General features: G+C 68.2%; 19 protein-coding genes. 5 read left to right on the forward strand and 14 right to left on the reverse strand.

Going from position 1 to position 21,914, the window contains the following annotated elements; translation table 11 throughout:
- Positions 1-90: 90 nt before the first annotated feature.
- Positions 91-621 carry a MarR family winged helix-turn-helix transcriptional regulator gene (locus PIGHUM_RS15440; RefSeq protein WP_160142300.1) on the forward strand — a complete coding sequence of 177 codons (531 nt, stop codon included), beginning with the start codon at positions 91-93 and terminating at the stop codon, positions 619-621.
- 198 nt (positions 622-819) lie between these two features.
- Here PIGHUM_RS15440 and acnB read toward each other — a convergent pair whose 3' ends face one another.
- From acnB to mhpA, 3 genes are all read right to left on the reverse strand, one after another.
- Positions 820-3,405, reverse strand: a complete 2,586-nt coding sequence (gene acnB / locus PIGHUM_RS15445) for a bifunctional aconitate hydratase 2/2-methylisocitrate dehydratase (RefSeq protein WP_124080466.1) — start codon at positions 3,403-3,405, stop codon at positions 820-822.
- A gap of 126 nt (positions 3,406-3,531) precedes the next feature.
- Positions 3,532-4,284, reverse strand: a complete 753-nt coding sequence (locus tag PIGHUM_RS15450) for an IclR family transcriptional regulator (RefSeq protein ID WP_124080467.1) — start codon at positions 4,282-4,284, stop codon at positions 3,532-3,534.
- Positions 4,285-4,293: 9 nt separating this feature from the next.
- The gene (mhpA, locus tag PIGHUM_RS15455; protein WP_246013224.1) at positions 4,294-5,796 is read right to left on the reverse strand and encodes a bifunctional 3-(3-hydroxy-phenyl)propionate/3-hydroxycinnamic acid hydroxylase MhpA; all 1,503 of its coding nucleotides are present in this window, start codon (positions 5,794-5,796) and stop codon (positions 4,294-4,296) included.
- Positions 5,797-5,920: 124 nt separating this feature from the next.
- On the opposite strand from mhpA, the gene PIGHUM_RS15460 reads away from it, so the two are divergent.
- Positions 5,921-6,895: a Bug family tripartite tricarboxylate transporter substrate binding protein gene (locus tag PIGHUM_RS15460; protein ID WP_124080469.1), complete on the forward strand. Its 975-nt coding sequence runs from the start codon at positions 5,921-5,923 to the stop codon at positions 6,893-6,895.
- 124 nt (positions 6,896-7,019) lie between these two features.
- Positions 7,020-7,310 (forward strand): CCDC90 family protein, encoded by a 291-nt coding sequence (locus PIGHUM_RS15465; protein WP_124080470.1) that lies wholly within the window; start codon positions 7,020-7,022, stop codon positions 7,308-7,310.
- Positions 7,311-7,329: 19 nt separating this feature from the next.
- On the opposite strand, the gene PIGHUM_RS15470 is transcribed toward PIGHUM_RS15465, so the two are convergent.
- From PIGHUM_RS15470 to PIGHUM_RS15480, 3 genes are all read right to left on the reverse strand, one after another.
- Positions 7,330-7,641 (reverse strand): non-heme iron oxygenase ferredoxin subunit, encoded by a 312-nt coding sequence (locus tag PIGHUM_RS15470; RefSeq protein WP_124080471.1) that lies wholly within the window; start codon positions 7,639-7,641, stop codon positions 7,330-7,332.
- Between the two features lie 10 nt (positions 7,642-7,651).
- Entirely contained in the window at positions 7,652-8,125 is a 474-nt protein-coding gene (locus tag PIGHUM_RS15475) for an aromatic-ring-hydroxylating dioxygenase subunit beta (protein ID WP_124080604.1), read from the reverse strand.
- A gap of 122 nt (positions 8,126-8,247) precedes the next feature.
- Complete coding sequence (locus PIGHUM_RS15480) at positions 8,248-9,507, reverse strand: aromatic ring-hydroxylating dioxygenase subunit alpha (RefSeq protein WP_124080472.1); 1,260 nt, start codon at positions 9,505-9,507, stop codon at positions 8,248-8,250.
- A 248-nt stretch (positions 9,508-9,755) separates the two neighbouring features.
- On the opposite strand from PIGHUM_RS15480, the gene PIGHUM_RS15485 reads away from it, so the two are divergent.
- Positions 9,756-10,661 carry a LysR family transcriptional regulator gene (locus PIGHUM_RS15485; protein WP_124080473.1) on the forward strand — a complete coding sequence of 302 codons (906 nt, stop codon included), beginning with the start codon at positions 9,756-9,758 and terminating at the stop codon, positions 10,659-10,661.
- Between the two features lie 28 nt (positions 10,662-10,689).
- On the opposite strand, the gene PIGHUM_RS15490 is transcribed toward PIGHUM_RS15485, so the two are convergent.
- The 3 genes from PIGHUM_RS15490 to PIGHUM_RS15500 are packed head-to-tail and all read right to left on the reverse strand — an operon-like array spanning position 10,690 to position 14,743.
- Positions 10,690-12,348 (reverse strand): thiamine pyrophosphate-binding protein, encoded by a 1,659-nt coding sequence (locus PIGHUM_RS15490; protein ID WP_124080474.1) that lies wholly within the window; start codon positions 12,346-12,348, stop codon positions 10,690-10,692.
- On the reverse strand, positions 12,345-13,796 hold the full coding sequence (locus PIGHUM_RS15495) for a sulfatase family protein (RefSeq protein ID WP_124080475.1): 1,452 nt from the start codon (positions 13,794-13,796) through the stop codon (positions 12,345-12,347). Before PIGHUM_RS15495 ends, PIGHUM_RS15490 begins: the two co-directional genes overlap by 4 nt.
- 5 nt (positions 13,797-13,801) lie before the next feature.
- A complete protein-coding gene (locus tag PIGHUM_RS15500; protein WP_160142301.1) occupies positions 13,802-14,743 on the reverse strand; it encodes a tripartite tricarboxylate transporter substrate-binding protein in 942 nt (313 codons plus the stop codon).
- 121 nt (positions 14,744-14,864) lie between these two features.
- Between PIGHUM_RS15500 and PIGHUM_RS15505 the strand changes: the two genes are divergently transcribed.
- Positions 14,865-15,794 carry a LysR family transcriptional regulator gene (locus PIGHUM_RS15505; RefSeq protein ID WP_160142302.1) on the forward strand — a complete coding sequence of 310 codons (930 nt, stop codon included), beginning with the start codon at positions 14,865-14,867 and terminating at the stop codon, positions 15,792-15,794.
- 13 nt (positions 15,795-15,807) lie between these two features.
- On the opposite strand, the gene PIGHUM_RS15510 is transcribed toward PIGHUM_RS15505, so the two are convergent.
- From PIGHUM_RS15510 to PIGHUM_RS15530, 5 genes are read right to left on the reverse strand one after another with little or no spacing between them, the layout of a single operon-like run.
- Positions 15,808-17,235 carry an NAD-dependent succinate-semialdehyde dehydrogenase gene (locus tag PIGHUM_RS15510; protein WP_124080478.1) on the reverse strand — a complete coding sequence of 476 codons (1,428 nt, stop codon included), beginning with the start codon at positions 17,233-17,235 and terminating at the stop codon, positions 15,808-15,810.
- A 23-nt stretch (positions 17,236-17,258) separates the two neighbouring features.
- The gene (locus tag PIGHUM_RS15515; protein WP_124080479.1) at positions 17,259-18,236 is read right to left on the reverse strand and encodes a Bug family tripartite tricarboxylate transporter substrate binding protein; all 978 of its coding nucleotides are present in this window, start codon (positions 18,234-18,236) and stop codon (positions 17,259-17,261) included.
- A gap of 59 nt (positions 18,237-18,295) precedes the next feature.
- Positions 18,296-19,912: a sulfatase-like hydrolase/transferase gene (locus tag PIGHUM_RS15520; protein ID WP_124080480.1), complete on the reverse strand. Its 1,617-nt coding sequence runs from the start codon at positions 19,910-19,912 to the stop codon at positions 18,296-18,298.
- Positions 19,909-21,573 carry a bifunctional 3-(3-hydroxy-phenyl)propionate/3-hydroxycinnamic acid hydroxylase gene (locus PIGHUM_RS15525; RefSeq protein WP_124080481.1) on the reverse strand — a complete coding sequence of 555 codons (1,665 nt, stop codon included), beginning with the start codon at positions 21,571-21,573 and terminating at the stop codon, positions 19,909-19,911. The genes PIGHUM_RS15520 and PIGHUM_RS15525 overlap by 4 nt, the downstream gene beginning before the upstream one ends.
- Before the next feature lie 19 nt (positions 21,574-21,592).
- Entirely contained in the window at positions 21,593-21,892 is a 300-nt protein-coding gene (locus tag PIGHUM_RS15530; protein ID WP_246013226.1) for an NIPSNAP family protein, read from the reverse strand.
- Positions 21,893-21,914 lie beyond the last annotated feature (22 nt).

Raw genomic sequence — 21,914 nt, forward strand, 5'->3', positions numbered from 1 at the left:
CTCGTTCGGGATCGGAACGCCGCCCTCGGGATGCTTTGGCCGGCCAGGTCTGCGCCTATAATCTCCGGACAGGAGTACGCCAGACCAAGCATGATCCAGTTTCCCGACGACCTTCACAATCTTTCGCACCGCCCCGGTTTTCTTCTCCGCAAAGCGCACCAGGTAGCGGTAGCGATCTTTGGCGAGGAGATCGGCAAACTATCGTTGACGCCTCCTCAGCACAACGTGCTGTCCGCGCTGATGGCCAATCCCGGTTGCCACCAGACCGAGGTGGGACGGATAGTGGGGTACGACCGAGCCACGGTCGGCGCCGTACTGGCAGGACTGGAGTCGAAAGGCTTCATAGAAAGAACCGACTCGGACAAGGATCGTCGCTTGAAGACATTGCTGCTTACCAAGAAGGGGAAATCTCTCCTGGAAGCTTCCAATGCGGCGCTGGATCAAATCAATCAGCGGATCCTGGAACCTCTCGCAGAACACGAGCGTCCCATGTTTCTCGCCCTGCTTGCGCGCGTCGCCTATCCTGCGGGAGCCCCGGCGCGACCAGGCCTGGACGCCGCTCCGGCGCCTCGCCGTCCGGGCAATAGGAACGACTCGAACACGGCGACGCTTCCGGATTGAAGCAATCCGGAAGCATCGCCTCGGTCGCCGGACGTCGGAACATTCCAGCCGGCTGTTGCACGGCAAGCCGTCCTCCGCCATGAAAAAACCCTCCGCCATTGCTGAGGGAGGGTTCATCGGCACGCCGCGGCGTCCCATCCAGGACGCCCTTCAGCATGACGGGACAGCCCGGATGAGCCGCCCGCCGTCACCTATCGGTCAGACACCGACAGAATCCGCCACATCCTTGAAGTCGGGGATCTGGTCGAAATTCATGTAGCGATAGATGGTCTTCTCGTGCTCGGCCAGGATGCCGGTCTCGGCCATGTACTCTTCCTTGGTCGGGATGCGGCCCAGGCGCGAGCAGATGGCGGCGAGTTCGGCGGAACCCAGGTAGACGTTCGAGTTCTTGCCCAGGCGGTTCGGGAAGTTGCGGGTGCTGGTGGACATCACCGTCGCGCCTTCGCGGACCTGCGCCTGGTTGCCCATGCACAGCGAGCAGCCCGGCATTTCCATGCGTGCGCCGGCCGAACCCAGGACGCCGTAGTGGCCTTCCTCGGTCAGTTGCTGCTGGTCCATCTTGGTCGGCGGTGCGACCCACAGCTTGACCGGAATGTCGCGCTTGCCTTCCAGCAGCTTGGAGGCTGCGCGGAAGTGGCCGATGTTGGTCATGCAGCTGCCGATGAACACTTCGTCGATCTTGGCGCCGGCCACGTCGGACAGCGTCTTGACGTCGTCCGGATCGTTCGGGCACGCCACCAGGGGCTCGTGCACGTCGGCCAGGTCGATTTCGATGACGGCGGCGTATTCGGCGTCGGCATCGGGTTCCAGCAGCTGCGGGTTGGCCAGCCAGGCTTCCATGGCCTTGATGCGGCGGCCGATCGAGCGCTCGTCTTCATAGCCGTTGGCGATCATCCACTTCAGCAGCGTGATGTTGCTGGTGAGGTATTCGATGATCGGTTCCTTGTTCAGGCGCACCGTGCAGCCGGCGGACGAACGCTCGGCCGAGGCGTCGGACAGTTCGAACGCCTGTTCCACCTTCAGGTCGGGCAGGCCTTCGATTTCGAGGATGCGGCCCGAGAAGATGTTCTTCTTGCCCTTCTTCTCGACGGTCAGCAGGCCTTGCTGGATCGCGTAGTAGGGAATGGCGTTGACCAGGTCGCGCAGCGTGACGCCGGGCTGCAGCTTGCCCTTGAAGCGGACCAGCACCGATTCCGGCATGTCCAGCGGCATGACGCCCGTGGCGGCGGCGAAGGCGACCAGGCCCGAGCCGGCCGGGAAGCTGATGCCGATGGGGAAGCGGGTGTGCGAGTCGCCGCCGGTGCCGACCGTGTCGGGCAGGACCATGCGGTTCAGCCACGAGTGGATCACGCCGTCGCCCGGGCGCAGCGAGATGCCGCCGCGGTTGCTCATGAACTCGGGCAGCGTGTGGTGCGTCTTGACGTCGACGGGCTTGGGATAGGCGGCGGTGTGGCAGAACGACTGCATCACCAGGTCGGCGGAGAAGCCCAGGCAAGCCAGGTCTTTCAGCTCGTCGCGCGTCATGGGGCCGGTGGTGTCCTGGCTGCCGACCGAGGTCATGCGCGGTTCGCAGTAGGTGTCCGGACGGACGCCCTGGCCTTCCGGCAGGCCGCAGGCGCGGCCGACCATCTTCTGGGCCAGCGTGTAGCCCTTGCCGGTGTCGGCCGGGTTCTTGGGCAGGCGGAACAGGGTCGAGGGCGGCAGGCCGAGGGCCTCGCGCGCCTTGGCGGTCAGGCCGCGGCCGACGATCAGCGGAATGCGGCCGCCGGCGCGCACTTCGTCGAACAGCACGTCGGACTTGATCTCGAACTCGGCGATCACTTCGCCGTTCTTGAGAGCCTTGCCGTCGAACGGACGCAGTTCGATGACGTCGCCCATCTCCATCTTGGAGACGTCCACTTCGATGGGCAGGGCGCCGGCGTCTTCCATGGTGTTATAGAAGATCGGGGCGATCTTGCCGCCCAGGCACACGCCGCCGAAGCGCTTGTTCGGCACGAAGGGAATGTCCTCGCCGGTCCACCACAGCACGGAATTGGTCGCGGACTTGCGCGACGAGCCGGTGCCGACCACGTCGCCGACGTAGGCGACCAGGTTGCCCTTTTCCTTCAGGTCATTGAGCAGCTCGATCGGGCCGACCTTGCCCGGATCCTGCGGCTCGATGCCGGGACGGGGGTTCTTGAGCATGGCCAGCGCATGCAGCGGAATGTCGGGACGGCTCCAGGCGTCGGGCGCGGGCGACAGGTCGTCGGTGTTGGTCTCGCCGGTCACCTTCAGGACCGTGAGCGTCAGGCTCTGCGGCACTTCGGGACGGCTGGTGAACCACTCGGCCTCGGCCCAGCTCTTGATCACGGCCTGGGCGTTGGCGTTGCCCTGGTCGGCCTTTTCCTTCACGTCGTGGAAGGCGTCGAACATCAGCAGGGTTTTCTTCAGGCCGCCGGCGGCGATGGTGCCGACCTGGGCGTCGTCCAGCAGTTCGATCAGCGCGCTGATGTTGTAGCCGCCCAGCATGGTGCCGAGCAGCTCGGTCGCCTTGGCGCGATCGATCAGCGAACAGACTTCCTTGCCCAGCGCCACGGCAGCCAGGTAGGAGGCCTTGACCTTGGCGGCGTCGTCCACGCCGGCGGGTACGCGGTGGGTCAGCAGCTCGACCAGCTCTTTCTCTTCGCCAGCGGGCGGGTTCTTGAGCAGCTCGATCAAGTCGGCGGTTTGCTGCGCCGAAAGCGGCAGCGGCGGGATGCCGAGCGCGGCCCGCTCGGCGACGTGTTGGCGGTAGGATTCAAGCATTGCAGTGTCCCGTTCTGGTTGGGATGGGGGGATACCGCGGGATTGTAGGACTATGGGCAGGCGGCTGCAAGCTCTTATATCTTATATAAGACATGCGCAACCCCGCGCCAGGCCGCATGGCGGGCGTCAGGCCAGTTCCGCCTCGATCAGGCCGGCGGCCTGCACCACCCGCTGCGCCACCTTGTCGAGATCGACCACGTCGATGCGCTGCATATCCATCACCAGCGACAAGGCTCCCCAGACGCCGCCGTCCGGCTTGCGGATGGGAGCCGCCACCGCGGCGAGCTGCGGCTCGAGCTCTCCGCGCGAGATGTAGAAGCCCGCCCGGCGTATGGCGGCGTAGTACTTGCGAAAGCCCGGCCAGTCCGGCGGCAGGCCGGCGGCGGCGATCTGGGCGGGATGGGTGTCGAAGAGCCTGCGCAGCTGGGCCGGCGCGAACGAGGCCAGGATGACCTTGGGAGCGCCGCCGCTGAACAGCGGCCGCGGCCGCCCGCGCCCGTAGGAAAGGGTCGCGGGGGCGCGGCCTTTCTCGCGGTGGGTATCGAGGATCTGCGAGCCGAACCACCCCGAGGTCACGCAGTCGAAGCCGGTCTTGTCCACCAGTTCCGCCATGTAGGGGACCGCCACATGCAGCAGCGGATCGGTGCGGCGCATGTAGTAGTCCAGGACGATGATGCGCGGACCCAGCGTATAGCGCGAATCGCCGGCGCGCTGCAGCAGCCCGGCATCGCAGAGCATTTTCACGTAGCGGTAGCCGGTCGGCAGCGATACGTCGAGCAGCGCGGCGATCTCCTCGGCCGTATGGGCCGGACGCTCGTCATCGAACAGGTCCAGGACGCGCAGCATGCGCTCCAGGCTGGAGGCGGATTTTTCTTCCATGGAATCTTGTCAGCAGCGCCGCTCGGCCTCCACGCAGGGCGCGCTCAGGCGGGAGGCCAGGCTCTCGAGCTCTTCCGCGGTACGGGCCATGCCCATCAGGTAACGGTCCGGGCGCAGCACGATGGCCTGCGCACCATGCGCATCGAGCCAGTCTTCCAGTGTACGGCCTGGACGGTCGAGCACGCATGCCCCCCACGCCGCCCAGGCCGCGCGGGCCGCCGGGCTGGCCGCCTGCAGCGCGGCCGGCCGGCCGATGACCGCGAACCGGCTACCCACCGCATCGTCCAGCAGGCGTCCGTCGTCCAGGCGAGGCTGGGCGAACGGCATGCCGACCGGGGCAGCGTCGTCGGCCAGCATGCCCGGCCCCAGCCCTGGCGAGGGGAACTCGAAGATCTCCGGCCCCCCCGCGTCGAAGCGGGCGTCGCGCGCGCGTGCCGCCTCGAGATCGGTGGCCTGGATGATGCCGCCCAGCCGTACCGCCAGCTCGACGAAGGCGCGCACGTGCGGCGCGCGTTCGGTCTCGTAGGTATCGAGCAAGGCGGACTCGGCCCGGCCGCGCAATACCGCTTCGAGCTTCCAGGCGAGATTGGCGGCGTCGCGCATGCCGGCGCACATGCCCTGCCCCAGGAACGGCGGCGTCTGGTGCGCGGCGTCGCCGGCCAGCAGCATGCGCCCCTTGCGCCAGCCGTGGGCCAGCACCGAATGGAAGGTATAGACCACCGCGCGTTCCAGGTCCGCCTGCGCCGGGGTCACCCAGCGCGCCACCAGCTGCCATAGTGTCTCGGGCTCGACCAGCCTGACCCGATCGTCGCCCGGCATGACCATGATCTCCCAGCGCCGGCGCGCGCCCACCACGTTGCAGTACGTCATCGGCCGGCCGGGATCGCAATACTGGACGGTGTGATCGGGCAGGTGGGCGGCCACGCCGTCCTTCAGGATCGCATCGAACACCAGCCAGGGCTGATGCAGGCCCAGGTCCTCCATGCGGCTGTCCATGGTCTTGCGCACCAGCGAACGCGCGCCGTCGCAGCCGACCACGTAGCGCGCGCGCAGCACGCCCTCCTCCTTCGCGCACGTCAGTTCGACGCAGTCGCCCCGCTCTTCGAGCGACGCTACCTCGCACTCCAGGCGCACCGTTACGTTCGCAAAGCGCCGCACACCCTCGCGCAGGACCCGCTCGAGCTCGGGCTGGTGGAAGTAATAGTTGTTGGCGCAGGCGTGCGGCCCTTCTTGCGCCGTGCCGCCGCGGATCAGCAGCGTCCGTCCTGCGGCGTTGACGAAGTGCATGCCCGCATGGCCCGGCCGCGAGACGGCCTGCACCTCGGCTTTCAGCCCGGCCGCCTGGAAGACGCGCATCACCTCGCCGTCGAAGTGGATGGCGCGGGGCAGCGGATAAACCTCGGCATCCCGATCCAGCACCAGCACCGACAGCCCCGCCCGGCCCAGCAGGTTCGCCAGCATCGCGCCCACCGGGCCGTAGCCGACGATGGCGACGTCGAAGATCTTCTTCAAATTTTCTCCTGCGTTCTCTTTTATCGAGAAAAATATTGATTTGAAATCGCATACATGTTTTAAATATACATAAATTCTTGTATTTTGATAACAGACAATATTTTTTAACCAAAGGAGATCAACCATGCCTGCTTTGTTGCGCAACCTCGGCCTGGCCGCCCTGGCGGCCGCCACCTTCGCTTCGGCCGCCGTCCAGGCCGAGGATTACCCGGCCCGCGCCGTGCGCATCATTGCGCCGTTCGCCGCCGGCACCGGGCCGGACGCCAACGCGCGCGAAATCGCCGCCGAGCTCACCAAGGTCCTCGGGCAGACCGTATTCGTGGACAACCGCCCTGGCGCATCGGGCATCATCGGGACGGAAGCGGCGGCCCGCGCCGCGGCCGACGGCTACACGCTGTACATCGGCACCACCAGCACGCTGTCGGTACTGCCGCATCTGTATTCGCGCCTGCCCTTCGACGTCGCCAAGGATTTCGCGCCGGTCAGCCTGCTCGGCCTGCTCAATACCGGCCTGATCGCCACGCCCCGGCTGCCGGCCGGCGACGTGCAGGGCCTGCTCGCGCTGATGAAATCCAAGCCCGAAAGCATCAACGTCGCCACCCAAGGGCCGGGCAGCTATTCGCACCTGTCGGGCGTCTGGTTCGGCATGGCCACGGGCAGCCAGCCCAGCTTCGTGCCCTACAACAGCAACAGCCCGTACGCCGACCTGCTGGCCGGACAAGTCCAGATCATGTTCGACGGCCTGCCTGCGGCCGCCGGCAACATCCGCGCCGGCAAGCTCAAGCTGCTGGCCATCACCGGCAAGCAGCGCCATCCCGCCTTTCCCGACGTGCCCACCTTCGCCGAGGCGGGCCTGGCCGACTTTGAACCCATCGCCTGGCAAGGGCTGCTGGCGCCCAGCGGCACGCCCAAGGCCATCGTCGACAAACTCAGCGCGGCCATGCGCAAGGCCGCGCAGTCGCAGGAACTGGCGGCGAAGTGGCGTTCGTACGGCGGGGAACTCAAAGGCAACACGCCCGCGGAATTCGCGGCGTTCATCGAAGCCGACCGGGCCAAGTGGGGGGCGGTGGCGCGGCAGGCCAACGTCAAGCTCGATTAGGCGTTTCCCGTCCGTCGTATTCCCCCGCACAGACCCGACGGCGCGGAACAGGCATGCTGGCATATCGAAGAGGGGTTTTCCCCCGCCACTTTTGCTACGATAGCCACATACAGGAAGAAAGGACATGCCCGCCGTGCCCTACGCACTCGACACCCTCAAAGTCACCGAGCGCCTGGAGGAATCGGGTTTCACCCGTGAACAGGCCAAGGCTCAGGCTCAGGTGCTGGCGGAGATCGTCCAGCTCGACAACCTCGGCGGCGTCACGCAGGAGGACCTCCGGCAGGCCGTGCAGCAGTTGGAGGGACGAATGGATAGGCTCGGCGCGGACCTGAATCTTCTGCGCTGGATGACGGGCTCCCTCATTGCCGGCGTGGTCGCCATCCTCGCCCGCCTGTTCCTCGTCGTGCCCGGCTGACGGTCCGGGCCTGTCGACGCTAGCCGAGCTGCAGCCAGATGCGGCCGGCCTCGACCTTGAGCGGATAGGTCTTGACGTCTTCGGTCAGCGGAGCGCACATGGCCTTGCCGCTGCGCACGTCGAACCTGCCCTGGTGCAGCGGGCATTCGATCTCGTGTCCTTCCAGGAAGCCATCGCACAGGCGTGCGTGGCCGTGCGTACAGAGATTGTCGGTCGCGTAGTACTCGCCCTCGACGCTGTACAGCGCGACGTCCTTGCCCGCCGCCGCCACGCCGATGACGTCCTCTTCGGGCACGTCGTCGGTCGCCGCCACATCGATCCATTCAGACATATCGGTCACCTCAGATGGGGTAGATCAGGGAATTGGGAATCATCTCGGTATCGAACACGCACAGGCGCGACGCGAACTTCAGCCCGTCGGGCGTGCGCCGTATGCGGTCGATGTAGCGGCCCACGTTGAAGACCGTGGACTCGCCCGTGAGCTTGGTGCGGAACACGGCGTAGTTGGCCTCCACCTGCAGCTCCCCGCCCGCTTCCTGCAGAATGCGAGGCAGGCCGCACACATGCCGCTGGTAATAGGGGTCGTGGAACAGCGTCTCGCTGATGCCGTACACGCGGTCTTTCAGCATGGCCTTGCTGATCAGGTAGAGCGTGGCCAGCGGCAGTCCGCGATCGAAGTTCTCGCGCGGCTGGATCTTGTACTCGCACTCGTCCAGAAAGAACTCGGGCCACTCCGCCCATTGCCGGCTGTCCACCGCCGCCGCGTAGTCGGCATGCAGCCGGGCCACGTCCAGGTAAGTCTGCAAATCGTTCATCATTCTCTCTCCAAGCACTTCTCGCTTCCCCCTCTTACCCGACCCAGGGCACAGCGGATCCGGCTCCGCCGGTCCGCCAGTGCCGCCCCCCGGGGGGCGCGCGCAGCGCGTAGGGGGGGACCTCACATTTCCATGACCTTGCGCCAGTAGTCGTACATGCCGCGGATCAGCGTTTCGGTCACCATGTGGTCGGTGTTCTCGACGCCGGTGCCGCCCAGTTCCGCAAGCGCGCGATGGTAGGGCTTCTGCTCGAAGCCGCTCTGCGAAAACTCGATCACCTCGCCGTCGTCGGCCGATACGAAGCCGGCCGGGCCGAACAGGTTGGCCTGGATCAGGCGGCGCTGGACCATCTCGGGCGTGTCGTCCTCGAATGCGAAGTGCGTCCAGACAAAATCGAACGAACCGTGGCCGTTGGGCTGGATGTGGCGGGTAGAGACGCTGTTGACCTGCTGCTGGAAGATAACGCTCGGGAAGATGGTCATCATCACGGCGGTGGGCTCGCCCCACCACGGCTCGTGCACGATGTCGAGCAGCCGCTTGTCGTTGATCTCCATCTTTTCCTTGAAGCTGGTCACGCCCGCGGTGACCTCCGACTTCACGCCGGCCGAGCCGCGCGTGGAGATCATCGCGGCATGGCGGAACTGCTCGTCCATCTTCAGTTCGGATTTGTTGTCGGCGCGCCAGAGTCCGTAGGTGATGAACCAGGTGTGCAGCAGGCCCGGGTGGTAGGGGTCCTTGATGTTCTCCTGCATCAGCTTCCAGTTGCCGGGGATGCGCTGGCGGTTGTAGCCCAGCAGCTTGAGCTTGCGGCCGTTGAACAGGCGGTCGAAGTAGCCCAGGATCACCGGCCCGAGGAATTCCTCCAGCGGCGGCACCTCGTGGTCGAAGGAGGCGAACACCACGCCGCCACGCGTAGCGACCTCGAGCTTGTTCAGGTTGTTGTCGGCCGTCTTGAAGTCGGCCGGCATGCCGCCGTTGACCTTGCCCGCCTGCTTGACGCCCCGGCGGAACGGCACCCCTTGCAGGTCGCCCTTCAGCGTGTAGTTCCACTGATGATAAGGACAGACCAGTTCCTTGCGGTTGCCGCTGCGCTCGCGGCAGAACTGCATGCCGCGGTGGGCACAGACGTTCTCGATCACATGGATGGATTCGTCTTCCGCGCGCGTCATGAGGACCGAACGCTCGCCGATCGCGGTGCGCTTGAAATCGCCGGGATTGGGAATCTCTGCTTCCAGTCCGACGTAGTTCCAATGGCCGGAATAGAAAAACCGCTCCAGCTCTCTCTTGTACAACGACTCGTCGGTATAGGCCCAGAACGGGATGCGGCTCGAACCGCTGCCCTGCCATTCGAGTTCGCGGGGGAAGACGGCCATGTCGTTCATGCGTGTCTCCAGGTGAGGATAGTGATGCCGCGTCCGCTGCCGGCATGGAATAGCTCTTGCTTTTCGACGCCAGTATAGGAAGCCCCCGCACATTTATATATAGCACCCGGTGAATAGTCCCCATAAAATCTATGAATAGGATAGCCCCCCCCTGCGCGCTGCGCGCGCCCGCAGGGGGCGGTGCTGGCGAACCGGCGAAGCCGGATCCGCTGCACCCTGGGCCGAACGAAAGAATTGTCTCAAGACGGATGAACATTAAAGACATCGATCTCAATCTGCTGGTGGTTTTCAACCAGATGCTCATCGAGCGCAAGGTCTCGGGAACGGCGGAGAAGCTGGGGCTGACCCAGCCGGCGGTGAGCAATGCGCTGAACCGGCTGCGCAAGCTGCTGGGGGACGAGTTGTTCCTGCGCACGACGCGCGGCATGGAGCCCACGCCGTATGCGCGGCAATTGGCCGAGCCGATCGCCCGCGCGCTGGGCACCATTCAGGACACGCTGAATTTCCGCAGCAGCTTCGACCCCGCCGCCAGCAACCGCAGATTCACGCTGGCCGTGACCGACATCGGCGAGATCTATTTCCTGCCGCGCCTGATGGAAGCCGCCGCGCGGATCGCGCCGGGAGTGTCGATCAACACGGTGCGCAACACCACCATCCATCTCAAGGACGAGATGGAGACCGGCCAGGTCGACCTGGCCATCGGCCTGCTGCCGCAGTTGAAGGCCGGTTTCTTCCAGCGCCGGCTGTTCACGCAGAAGTACGTCTGCCTGTACCGGCGCGGCCATGAGCTGGACGGCCAGCGGCTGACGCTGGATGCGTTCCGCCAGGCCGAGCACGTGGTCGCGGTATCGGCTGGCACCGGCCATGGCATGGTGGACGAGTTCATGCAGAAGAAAGGCATCGCACGCAAGGTCCGGCTGACCGTGCCGCACTTCGTGGCCATCGGCCACATCCTGCAGACCACCGACATGATCGCCACGGTCCCGGAACGGTATGCCGACCAATGCCTGGAACCGTTCGGGCTGAAGGCGGCCGCGCATCCGGTCGCCCTGCCCAAGATAGGCATCCACTTGTTCTGGCACGCCAAGTACCACCGCGAACCGTCCAACCAGTGGCTGCGCAACCTGATCTTCGACGAGTTCTCGGACAAGTAGCCGGCGGCCCGCGCGGCCGGCCGCGGCGCTAGCCCCGGGCCAGCGGCGGGCCGGAGAACGGCTTGGCAAACGGCCCGATGGCCCGCATGTCGAACTCCACCAGCACGGCCGGCGCGTCGCGGCCGGCGGCATCGCGCAGCACGTCTTCCAGCCGGTCCAGGCTGCGCACGGCGATGTGGTCCATGCCCACGGATCCGGCCAGGGCGCCCAGCTCGAAGCCGTGCAGATCGCAGTAGTAGCGCCGCCCGCCGTAGTCGGCGTCCTGCAGGTTGCGCAGGATGCCGTAGCCGCCGTCGTTCATGACGAGCATGACGATGCCGGTGCGCTCCTGCACGGCGGTTGCCAGTTCGCCCAGGTTCAGCATGAAGCCGCCGTCGCCGGCCAGCAGCCAGGTCTTGCGCTCGGGCCTGCCGGTGGCCGCGCCTATCGCCATGGCCAGGCCCTGGCCGATACCGCCGCCCACGGCGTGCACGCCCTGGCCGGGCTCGAAGACCTCGAACAGCCGGTTGCCCCAGGTGCTATTGGAAATGGTGACGTCCCGCACCCAGCCGAAGTCGCGGCCGCACACGGCCTGCAGCGCATCGGCGATGCGGTCGTACGGCGCGATGGCGCCGCGCATGGCGCCCTCGGCCTGCCGGCGCGCGCGCGCCGCGTCGTCGCGCAGGGCAGGGTCGATACGCATGCGCCCCTGCAGCAGATCGGCCAGGCGCGCCAGCGTCAGCTTCGCGTCGGCCTGCACGAAGCGCGCGGTCGGGTAGGCGCGCTGGTCGGCCAGCGCGTCGGAATCGACCTGCAACAGCGTGCGCGGCAGTTTCAGGGTATGGGTCAGCGTTTCCGGCACGCGCAGGCGCGAGCCCACCACCAGCATCGCGTCGCAGGTTTCGTAGAAAGCCTCGATGGCGGGCTGGCCATTGAAGGCGCCCAGCGTGCGCGGGTCGTCTTCCGGCACCGTGCCCTTGCCCTGCAGCGTGGTCACGGCCACGAAGCCCAGGTCCAGCAGCCGTGCGATCTCCGCGCCCGCATGGCGCGCGCCGCCGCCCACCCACAGCACTGGCCGGCGCGCGGACGCCAAGGTGTCCGCCAGGTCGCGCAGGGCTTCCCGGTCCGGTTCGAGCGGCACGATGCGCGGGCGGCCGGGCGGGTTGCCCGCATTGACCAGTGCTCCCTGCAGATCGATCGGAATCTCCACGCTCACCGGCCCGCAGGGCGGGGTCAGCGCCAGCCGCACCGCTTCCTGGAACGTGGCCATCGCGGTTTCCGCCGACCAGACGCGCAGCGCCGCCTTGGACACGGACTGCAGCATGCCGAGCTGGTCCTTGGCTTCGTGCACGTAGGAACGGCCTCGTTCCAGGTAGGGCAGCGCCACTTGCCCGGTGACGTGCAGCAGGGGCGTGCCCGCGGTCCAGGCCTCGACCAGCGCGCCGGCGGCATTGCCCGCGCCCGTGCCGGTGCTGGTGAACGCCACCCCCAGCCCGCCGGTCACGCGGGCGCACGCATCGGCCATGCCCACGGCGCCGGCTTCGCCGCGCGCGCCGATGTAGCGGATCCGGCCGTCGCGGCCGAGGGCGTCCAGCAGCGGCATGTTGTGGATGGACAGCACGCCGTAGGCCTGCCTGACGCCGAGCGCGTGCAGGTACTGGGCCAGGGCATCGCCCACGGTATGGCGGTTGACGGTCGATGCGCTCATGAACGGGGATCTCCGATGGCGGATGAAGGAACGGGCGTGGCGCCCCGGTGTCCGGTCTGCAAGGCGGCCTGCGGGCCGCCGGCCTTGCTCACTAGGGCATCCTGGTCGCGCTTGGCCAGCGCATCGACGGCGTCCGGGTCCAGCCGCGCATACAGCGCATCGCGCAAAGCGCGCAGCGTGGCGGCCATCTCCGGCCGCGCGGCCAGGTCGATCCGTTCGTGCGGATCGGCGTCCAGGTCGAACAATTCGGGGGGATAGCCGACGTAGTGGTGATACTTGTAGCGGCCCTGCACCAGGTAGTAGCCCGCGCTGGGGGAGCCGACGCCGTGGTACTCGCCCAGCACCACGCGCGTCGCGTCTTCGGGTTCGCTGGCCAGCCGCCGCAGCGAACGGCCAGGCAGCCCGGCGTCCGGCTCGGGCAGCGCCATGGCGTCGAGCACGGTCGGGTAGATGTCCACCAGGCTGGCATGGGTGCGGCAGCGCTGGCCCACCGGCACGCCCGGCCCGGCGAGCAGCAGCGGAATGCCGGCGGCCTCGCGGTATAGCGTGCCCTTGTTCCAGAGGCCCCGCGCGCCGAGATTGTCGCCATGGTCGGAGGCGTAGATCACGGTGGTGCGTTCCGCCAGGCCGGTCTGTTCGAGCGTGTCCAGGACGGTTCCCATCTGGTCGTCCATGAACTCGACCAGCGCCAGATAGGCCGCCACCGCCAGCTTCACCCGTTCGGCCCCGCCCAGCGCGGCGCCATGATCGATGTAGGCCAGCGCGCGCGCGATCCAGGGATGATGCGCCGCGTCCCGCTCGGGCAGGCAGGCGTCCAGCGCGGGATCGTCCAGCACGCGGCGCAGGTAGGCCTGCGGCACGACGAGCGGAAAATGCGGCGCCACCAGGCCGACGAACAGCGCCCACGGCCGGGCATCGCCGGCATGCTCGCGCAGCCAGGCTCGGGCCTCCCCGGCCACCGCCCGGTCGTAGCGGTTGTATTGCGACTCGCCCGCGCCGAGCGACTTGAACATGCCGGAAGGCATGGATTCGTCGGGCAGCGGATTGCGCACCGAACCCCAGACCTGGCCGATGCCGCCGGGGATGTGCATGGGCAGGATCTGCTGCCGGAACCCGGCGGGATCCTGCTCGCTGCGGAAATGCAGCTTGCCGATGGAGTCGGCGACCAGGCCGGCCTGCGAAACTTCCTGCATCCACGACCGCTGGCTGCCGTCGTAGGCCAGTGCGTTGTCCCAGCATCGGTGCTGGTGGACGTATCGCCCCGTGGCCAGGCTGGCGCGCGCCGGCACGCATAGCGGGCTCGGCGTCCAGGCGCGTTCAAACACGGTGCCGCGCCGCGCCAGCGCATCCAGGTTGGGCGTGCGCACGCAGGCGTGGCCGGCAAAGCCGCCGGCCCACGGATTGTGCTCGTCCGAGAGCAGTACCAGGACATTGCCGGAAGCGGTCATGCCTGCTATTTCTCCAGCGTGAAGCCGGTGCGCTTGATCACCGCCGCCCACTTGGCATCCATGGCCTGCATGGAAGCGTCCAGTTCGGCGCTGCTCAGGGTCAGCGGATCCAGCGACATGCGCCGCAGCCCTTCTTCATAAGCCGGCACCTTGCATGCGGCGATGATCGCCTCGGTCAGCGCGGCGCGCACCGGCGCCGGCACGCCGGCCTGCGTATAGGCGCCATAGAACAGATTGCTCGCCAGCTCGGGAAAACCGCATTCCGATACGGTGGGGACGTCGGGCATGAAGGCGCTGCGCTGCGATCCGGTCATCATCAGGACCTGGGCCTTGCCGGCCTTGTACGGCGTCACCAGATTGGGCAGGGCTGAAATGACCGCCGGCAGGTGGCCGCCGGACAGATCGTTCATGGCCTGCGCGCCGCCGCGATAGGGCACGTGTATCAGCGGTGCGCCCGACAGCCGCTCGATCTCGGCGCCGATGAAATGCGGCTCGGTGCCCGCGCCGGGGGTGCCGTAGGAGGCCTCCGCGGGATGCTTCTTGGCCCAGGCGAGGAAGTCGGCCATGGTGCGCGCCTTGGCAGCCGGCCCCACTGCGAAGGCGAACTGGTAGCCGCACAAGGTGGTCAGGCAGGAGACGTCGGCGAGCCGGTAGCCGATGCCGGCATTGACGTGGGGCGCGATGGTGAACACGCCGGGCGGCGTGACGAGCACGGTGCCGCCGTCGGCGGGCGAACGCAGCAGCGCCTCGACGCCCAGCTGGCCGGCCGCGCCGGCATGGTTCTCGACGATGGCCAGATAGCCCGCCGCCCGCAGCTGGTCGCCCACCATGCGCGCGGCAACGTCCACCGCCCCGCCCGCGGGCCCCGCGGCCAGCAACCGCAGCCGCTTGGCGGGTTGACTGCGTACTGCGCCGCACGTCATCATGGACGCGGCCGCAGCACTCATGAAAGTGCGCCGGGTAAGCATCGTCGTCTCCGAAACTGGATGGAGATTTCATTCTAGGGAGGACGAACCCGCGCGGATAATGAAAAGCGCAGTGCCGTCCATAACTCCCTGTTTATGCCCCATGAGCGACCTACTCCGCCGCCTCACGCTGCGCCACCTCCGGCTGCTCGTCATGCTGGGCGACCAGGGCAGCGTGACGCGCACCGCCCAGTCGCTGCACATTACGCAGCCCGCCGTATCCAAGGCCATCCGCGACCTGCGCGAGATCCTGCACGACCCGCTGTTCGACGCCACCCCCGACGGCCTGGCCTGGACCCGCGCCGGCAAGGCCGCGCTGCAGCGCGCCCGCGCGGTGCTGCGCAATGTCGAGGACCTGGAACGGGAAACGGGGTCGCGCGGGCGCAGCGGCCCGCTGGCCGTGGGCGCCACGCGCTTCGCCGCGGCGCAGGTGGCCGCGGCGCTGCCTTACGCGCTGGCCCGGCAGGACGTATCCGTCAGCCTGCGGCACGGCACGCGCGAACAGATGCACGCCGAGCTGGCGGCCAAGTCGATAGACATCGCATTCGGCCGCTGCGACGCCGGCTTCCGGCTGACCGACTTCGAGTACCACCCGATCTACCGCGACAGCTATGCCGTGATATGCGGTGCCTCGCATCCGCTGGCCGGCGCCGGGCACGCCGAGCTGGCGGCGCTGTCGGCCCAGACCTGGGTCATGCCGCCGCCGGGCACCTTCGCCTACCATCTGGTGGAGCAGGCCTTTCTGGCCGAGAACCTGGCCCCGCCGCCGGCCCGCATCGTTTCCACGCTGGGACCGGAGGACGTGCGCATGGTGGAACTGCATCCGGTGCTCGCGCTGGTGCCGCGCAGCGAAGCGCGCCGGCTGGCCGCGCTGGGCGGCGTCCGCTGCCTGGAAGGTCTGGCGCTGCCGACGCAGCAGATCGGCGCGATCCTGCCGCGCGGCGGCGAGCGCCACCCGGCCTGCGAACTGGCCATCGGCCTGCTGCGGGACTACACCCTGACACTGCGGGGAGAAGACGGCGGCGCCGCATAGCGCCGCCGCTGTCTCAAAGCTGGGTGATGAACTTGGTCACGAGATAGCCGTCGAAGGTCTCGGCGCCGCCCTCGGTGCCGATGCCGCTGTCCTTGATCCCGCCGAAGGGGATCTCGGCCGGCCCCATGCCGAAGTGGTTGATGTTGACCATCCCCGCCTCCAGGCCGTTGGCCACGCGCGTCGCGGTCTTGAGCGATTCGGTGAAAACGTACGAGGCCAGGCCGAACGGCAGGGCATTGGCGCGCTGCAAGGCCTCGTCCTCGGTGTCGAACGGCACCACCGGCGCGACCGGGCCGAACGGCTCTTCCCGCATGATGCGGGCATCGTCGCCCAGCCCCGCCAGCACGGTCGGGGCAAAGAAGCAGCCCTCCTCGCCCACCTTGCGACCGCCCGTCACGACCTGCGCGCCGCGGCCGGCGGCGTCCGCCACCAGGTCGGCCATGGCCGCCACCCGGCGCGGGTTGGCCAATGGCCCCATCTGGGAAGACGGATCCAGGCCGTCGCCCACGCGCGCCTGCGACAGCTCGTGCGCGAATGCTTCCAGGAACCGTGCGTAGGCTGGGCGCTGCACGTAGAAGCGCGTGGGCGAGACACACACCTGGCCGGCATTGCGCAGCTTGAAGCGCGCCAGCATCTGCGCCGCGCGGTCGACGTCGGCGTCGGCGAACACCAGCACCGGCGAATGGCCGCCCAGCTCCATGGTCATCCGCTTCATGTGCGCGCCGGCCAGCGCCGCCAGTTGCTTGCCTACCGGCACCGAACCGGTGAACGAAATCTTGCGCACCGCCGGCGCGGTGATCAGATGCCGCGAGATCGCCGCCGGATCGCCCCAGACGATGTTGAGCACGCCGGCCGGCAAGCCCGCATCGTGGAACAGTTCGGCCATGGCAACCACGGCGCTGGGCGACTCTTCCGGACCCTTCAGGATCAGCGTGCAGCCGGCGGCCAATGCCGCGGCCACCTTGCGCACGGCCTGCGCGAACGGAAAGTTCCACGGCGAGAACGCGGCGCAGACGCCGACCGGCTCGCGCACCACGAACTGCCGCACATCGGGCTGGCGCGGCGGAATCACCCGGCCATAGATGCGCCGGCATTCCTCGGCATGCCACTCCACGTGCTCGGCGCAGGAAGTCACTTCCACCAGCGCTTCCTCCAGCGGCTTGCCCTCGTCCAGCGTGATGTCCCGGGCGATATCGGGTGCGCGCTCGCGGATCAGCGCCGCGACCTTGCGCAGCAGGTCGGAGCGGGCCAGCGGAGACGTCCGCCGCCAGGACGCGAAGGCGCGTTCGGCCGCCGCGACCGCACGGTCGAGATCGGCCGGGCCGACGTGGGGCAGGCGCCCGATCACCTCGCCGGTGGCGGGGTTGGCGACGTCCCCGGCGTGGCGCCCTTCGGCGCCGGAGAATTCGCCGTCGATGTAGAAAGCCAGTTTGCGGTACATGGATGCGCTCCCAGCGGCGGCCGTCATTGCGACGTGATGCCCAGCTTCTTGATCAGCTTCTCGTAATCCACCGAATCGCGCTCCATGTCGGCGCGCGGCCGGGCCGGCGCGGGAACGCGGATCTCCACGCCGCGCTTGGCGTAGTTGGCGCGCAGCGCGGCGTCGTCCATCGCCGCCCGGATCTCGCCGTTGATCCGCTCGGCCAGCGCGTCGGACATCGTGCCCGGAGCGAACATCGAGAACACCGTGGACGGAATCGCGCCGGGCTTGCCGCCCGCTTCCGCGAGCGTCGGCACGTCGGGCATGAAGCCGCTGCGCTTGTCCGCTCCCATCGCCAGCACCTTGATCTTGCCGCTGGGCAAGTGCTGGCTCATCACCAGGCCGCCCGCCATGAGCACGTCCACCTCTCCGCCCAGCAGCGCGGTGACGGCAGGCGCGACGCCCTTGAAAGGCACGTAGGTGAAGTCGACCCCTTCTGAATTCGCGAGCATGGCCATGCCCAGGTGGGTGACGTGGCCGTTGCCGCCGGTGCCGACATTGACCGCGCCCGCGGACGACCTGGCCTTGGCGATCAGCCCTCTGTAGTCGTTCACTCCCAGCGAGGCGCGCACCGCCACGTACAGGTCGATGTGGCCCACGTCGGCCACCGGCTTGAGCTCCTTGCGCCAGTCGTAGGGCAGGCTGGCGTACAGGAACGGGTTGGTGACCAGGGCGAGCCGGTCCACCATCAGCAGCACGGAACCGTCCCCGGCGGATTTGGCGACGTTGGCGGCGCCGATGATGGCGTTGGCCCCGGGCTTGTTCTCTACGACGAAGACCTTGCCGGTGCGCTTGCCCAGTTGGTTGCCGATGTCGCGCGCCAGCACGTCGGGCTCGGTCCCCGGCGGGTAGGGCACCACGATCCGGACTTGCTCCGGCGTCCAGGCCGTCTCGGCGCGGGCAATGGAACTCAGGACGCAGGCCAGCGCGAGGAAGGCCGAAAGAAACTTCAGACTAGCCATGATGCTCTCCGGTAACGGCGGGGCCGGGATGCCCCCCGGCCTTGATAAAAGGAGCGGGCCTACCAGCGCCCGATGACGATGTTCATCATTCGTTCGTGGGCATGGGTGCGGGCTCGGACCTGCTCGAAGGTCTCCGTGCAGCGCCGGCTGCGCTGCCAGTTCCACTCGCACAGCGCCTCGCCCATTCGCTTGAGCACCGGCGCCGCCCGGGCTTCCGCGGCCAGGTCGCGCAGCTCGTGCGGATCGTCCCGCAGGTCGAACAGCTGCGGCCGGAAGCCTTGCCAGTACAGGTATTTGTAGCGGCCGTCGGCCAGCATCATGCCGCCGCATTCGGTCACGCCGCGCTCGAGGAACAGCCGCGCCTCGCGGTAGGCGTAGTCGAGAAAGCCCACCGCGAACTCGCGCACCGGACCGGCGTCGCGCCCGCGCGTCGCGGCCAGCAGCGAGCGGCCCTCGACGCGGTGCGCGGGGATCTCCAGGCCGAGCGCATCGAGGATGGTCGGCACCACGTCCACGCATTCGGCGATCCCGGCGGCCGTGTGGCCGCGCCGCGCATCGGCTTCGCCCGCGGGGTCGTAGACGATCAGCGGCACGCGCACCGCGCCTTCGAAGAAATACTCCTTCTCGCCCAGCCAGTGGTCGCCCTGCAGGTCGCCGTGGTCCGAACAGAACACGATCATGGTGTCGCGCATCCGGCCGGATCGCTCCAGATGGTCGAGCAGCCTGCCGATGTGATCGTCGATCTGCTTGACCAGCCCCATGTAGACAGGGCGCACCGCCTGCCAGACTTCGTCCTGGGCGAAGGACAGCGATTCCTCGTGGCGCTGGTAGGCCGCGTGCACCGGGTGCGGCCGCTCGCGCTCTTCCCTGCCCCGCAGCGGCGGCGCGGCGTCGGCGGCCGTGAACATGTCGTGATAGGGCGCCGGGGCCTTGTAGGGCCAATGCGGCTTGATATAGGAAAGGTGCAGCACCCATGGCGCTTCGCCCTGCGCGTCGATGAACGCCATGGCGCGGTCCGTCAGATACGCGGTCTCGGAGTCGCGCTCGGCCACGCGCGCGGGCAGGCCGGCGTGTCGCAGCAGCCAGCCTGTGGCGAAGCTGCCGTCCGCATGGTCGCTGCCGATCACGTCGCGCTCCCAGGGCCGTTCGCGGTCGTAGCCGCGCGCCACCAGGTAGTCCCGGTAGGCGCTGCCGGGCTCCATCTCGAAATGGCCGTCGTAGCGCTCCAGCACCTTGAAGCCGCCTTCGTCCAGGCGTTCGCGCGCCGCGCCCTCGGCGGACAGGCCGCGCGCGGCCAGCCCTTTGCGGTCCGGCACGAAATGGGTCTTGCCCAGCAGCCAGCAGTCGCGTCCCGCCTGGGCCAGGTAGTCGCCCAGGCTCCATTCGTCCGCCGGCATGGGGACGCGGTTCCAGGTGACCCGGTGCGAAGAGGGGTAGCGACCGGTGTAATACGAAGTGCGCGAGGGGCCGCACACCGCCGAACTGACGTAGGCGCGTTCGAAGCGCACGCCCTGCCGCGCCAGGCGGTCGATGTTGGGCGTGCGCAGCGCGCCCGCTGCGCCATAGCAGGACAGCGCATCGGCGCGCAGTTGGTCGCACATGATGAACAGCACGTTGCGCACCGGAGAGGCGGGCGCGCCCTCGCCGGAAAGCGCCGTGGGAGCTTGGATATTCATGCCGCCTCCAGTGCGGAAGGTACCCTGGCCTCAGCGGCGCGGGCGGCGCCGGCTTGCGGTACGAAGGCGGCGACGAAGCGTTCGAGCGCCGCGATCATATCGGCCCGGCGGCCCGCCGCGGCGACATAGCGGTCGGGCCGCAGCAGCACCCAATCCGCGTGCGCGGCGGCCAGCCAGCGATGCAGCGCGTTCTCGGTATCTTCCAGCAGCAGCATGCCGGGAGGGACGTCGGGAAGCACGCCGGGCGCCGGTCCGCTGCGCGGCAGCGCCGCCACGGCCAGCCGGCACGACAGCAGTTCGAGCCGCCCGGCCAGCTCGGCGGGCAGAGGCTGGCCGGGGGCGCCCATCAGCAGCGCGAAGCCCGGCCCCAGCGCATCGTCGAGTCTGACCGGCGCGCCGCCGCCGGGCTCGACCAGCGGCTGGATGAACATGCGCCCGACCCGCTGGTCGCGCGCGGCCAGGCCGCTGTCCTGCACGACGCCGTCGCGGTAGCGCGGCATGGGCTTGAATTTCATTTGCAGCACGTAATCGCGCACGACCGGAACGCCGCGGATGGACGTGAAGAAGGCATCGCGCAGCGCCGCCAGCCAACGGTTGCGCAGTGACAGCACCGCGCCGAACTTGTCGGCCAGGTCTATCATGGCGCGCGCATGGGCGTGGCGCTCGGCGTGGTAGGACTGCAGGGCTTCCGGCTTGAGCCGCCCCTGCACGATCCACGCCGCTTTCCAGGCGAGGTTGCAGGCGTCGCGCAGCCCCGCATTGAGGCCCTGGCCTATCCAGGGCGGCGTCAGGTGGGCCGCGTCGCCGGCCAGACAGATGCGGCCGACGACGAACGATCCGGCAATGCGCGAATGGTGGGTATAGACGCGCGCGCGGATCACGTTCAGCCGCGCCGGGTCGGGCACGTGCGGCGCCAGCAGCTCGGCCACCTTGGCCGGGTCGAGCACCTGCTGTTCGTCTTCGCCGTCGAACAGCATGAATTCCCAGCGCCGCAGGCCATAGGGCAGCTTCAGACAGACGTAGGGCCGCGCGGGCTCGCAATGCAGCGCCGTATAAGGCGCGTCGAGCGGATCCTGGTCGCACTCGATCACTACCCATTTGTGCGAATGCGTCTGGCCGCCGAAGGGCAGCTTGAGCAGTTTCTCGCGCACCGTGCTGCGGCCGCCGTCGGCCGCCAGCAGATAGGCGGCGCGCACCGTGCGCTCGGCGCCGGCCGCGTCGCGCAGCGTCGCGGTCACGCCGGCGGCGTCCTGCTCGACCGCGGTCAGTTCCACGCCCAGCTCCACGGCCACGTGCGGAAACCGCGCCAGGCCCGCGCGCAGCGCCTGCTCGCCCAGCGGCTGCGAGAACAAATTGCGCCGATACCAGCCGAACTCGCGCGTGGCCGGCAGGATCTCGGCAAAGCACTGTTTCTTCGCGCCATACATGCGCATGGGCACGTTCTGGATCATGTCCTTGAGCATGGCGTCGGCCACGCCCGCCGCCTGGAAGGTCCGCATGGCCTCGTCGTCCAGGCCGACCGCGCGCGGATATTCGAGGATGGCCGGGCTGCGGTCGATCAGCAGCGCGCCCACGCCGTAGACGCCGAGCAGGTTGGCCAGGGTGGCGCCCACCGGTCCGGCCCCGACGATCAGGACCGGCACGTCGCAGGTCTGGTTCATGGCGATTCTCCTGCCGTCCTCAGGCCTGGCTGAGCAGGCGGCTTTCCTGGCGCACCAGCAAATGCTTGACGGCCTTGCGGAAGGCCGCGAACTCCGGGTCCTGCATCAGCGCGGCGCGGCGCCGGGCGCGTTCGTCCAGCGAGTCGTAGCCCCACAGGAACACCAGCTGGTTCAGCTCGCCGCTCTCGGTCTGGTAAAGCCCGGCCAGATCGCCCAGGATGCGGGCCTGCAGGGCGCGGGCCGATTCGCCATAGACGCGCAGGTACTCGGCGGCGCCGCCGGGGACCAGCGTGTAGGTACGCATTTCCACCATCTTCATGTTCGTCTCCTGTCTGCGCGGG

The organism is Pigmentiphaga humi (assembly GCF_900606115.1).
In the GTDB taxonomy this organism is placed as follows: Bacteria; Pseudomonadota; Gammaproteobacteria; order Burkholderiales; family Burkholderiaceae_B; genus Pigmentiphaga; species Pigmentiphaga humi.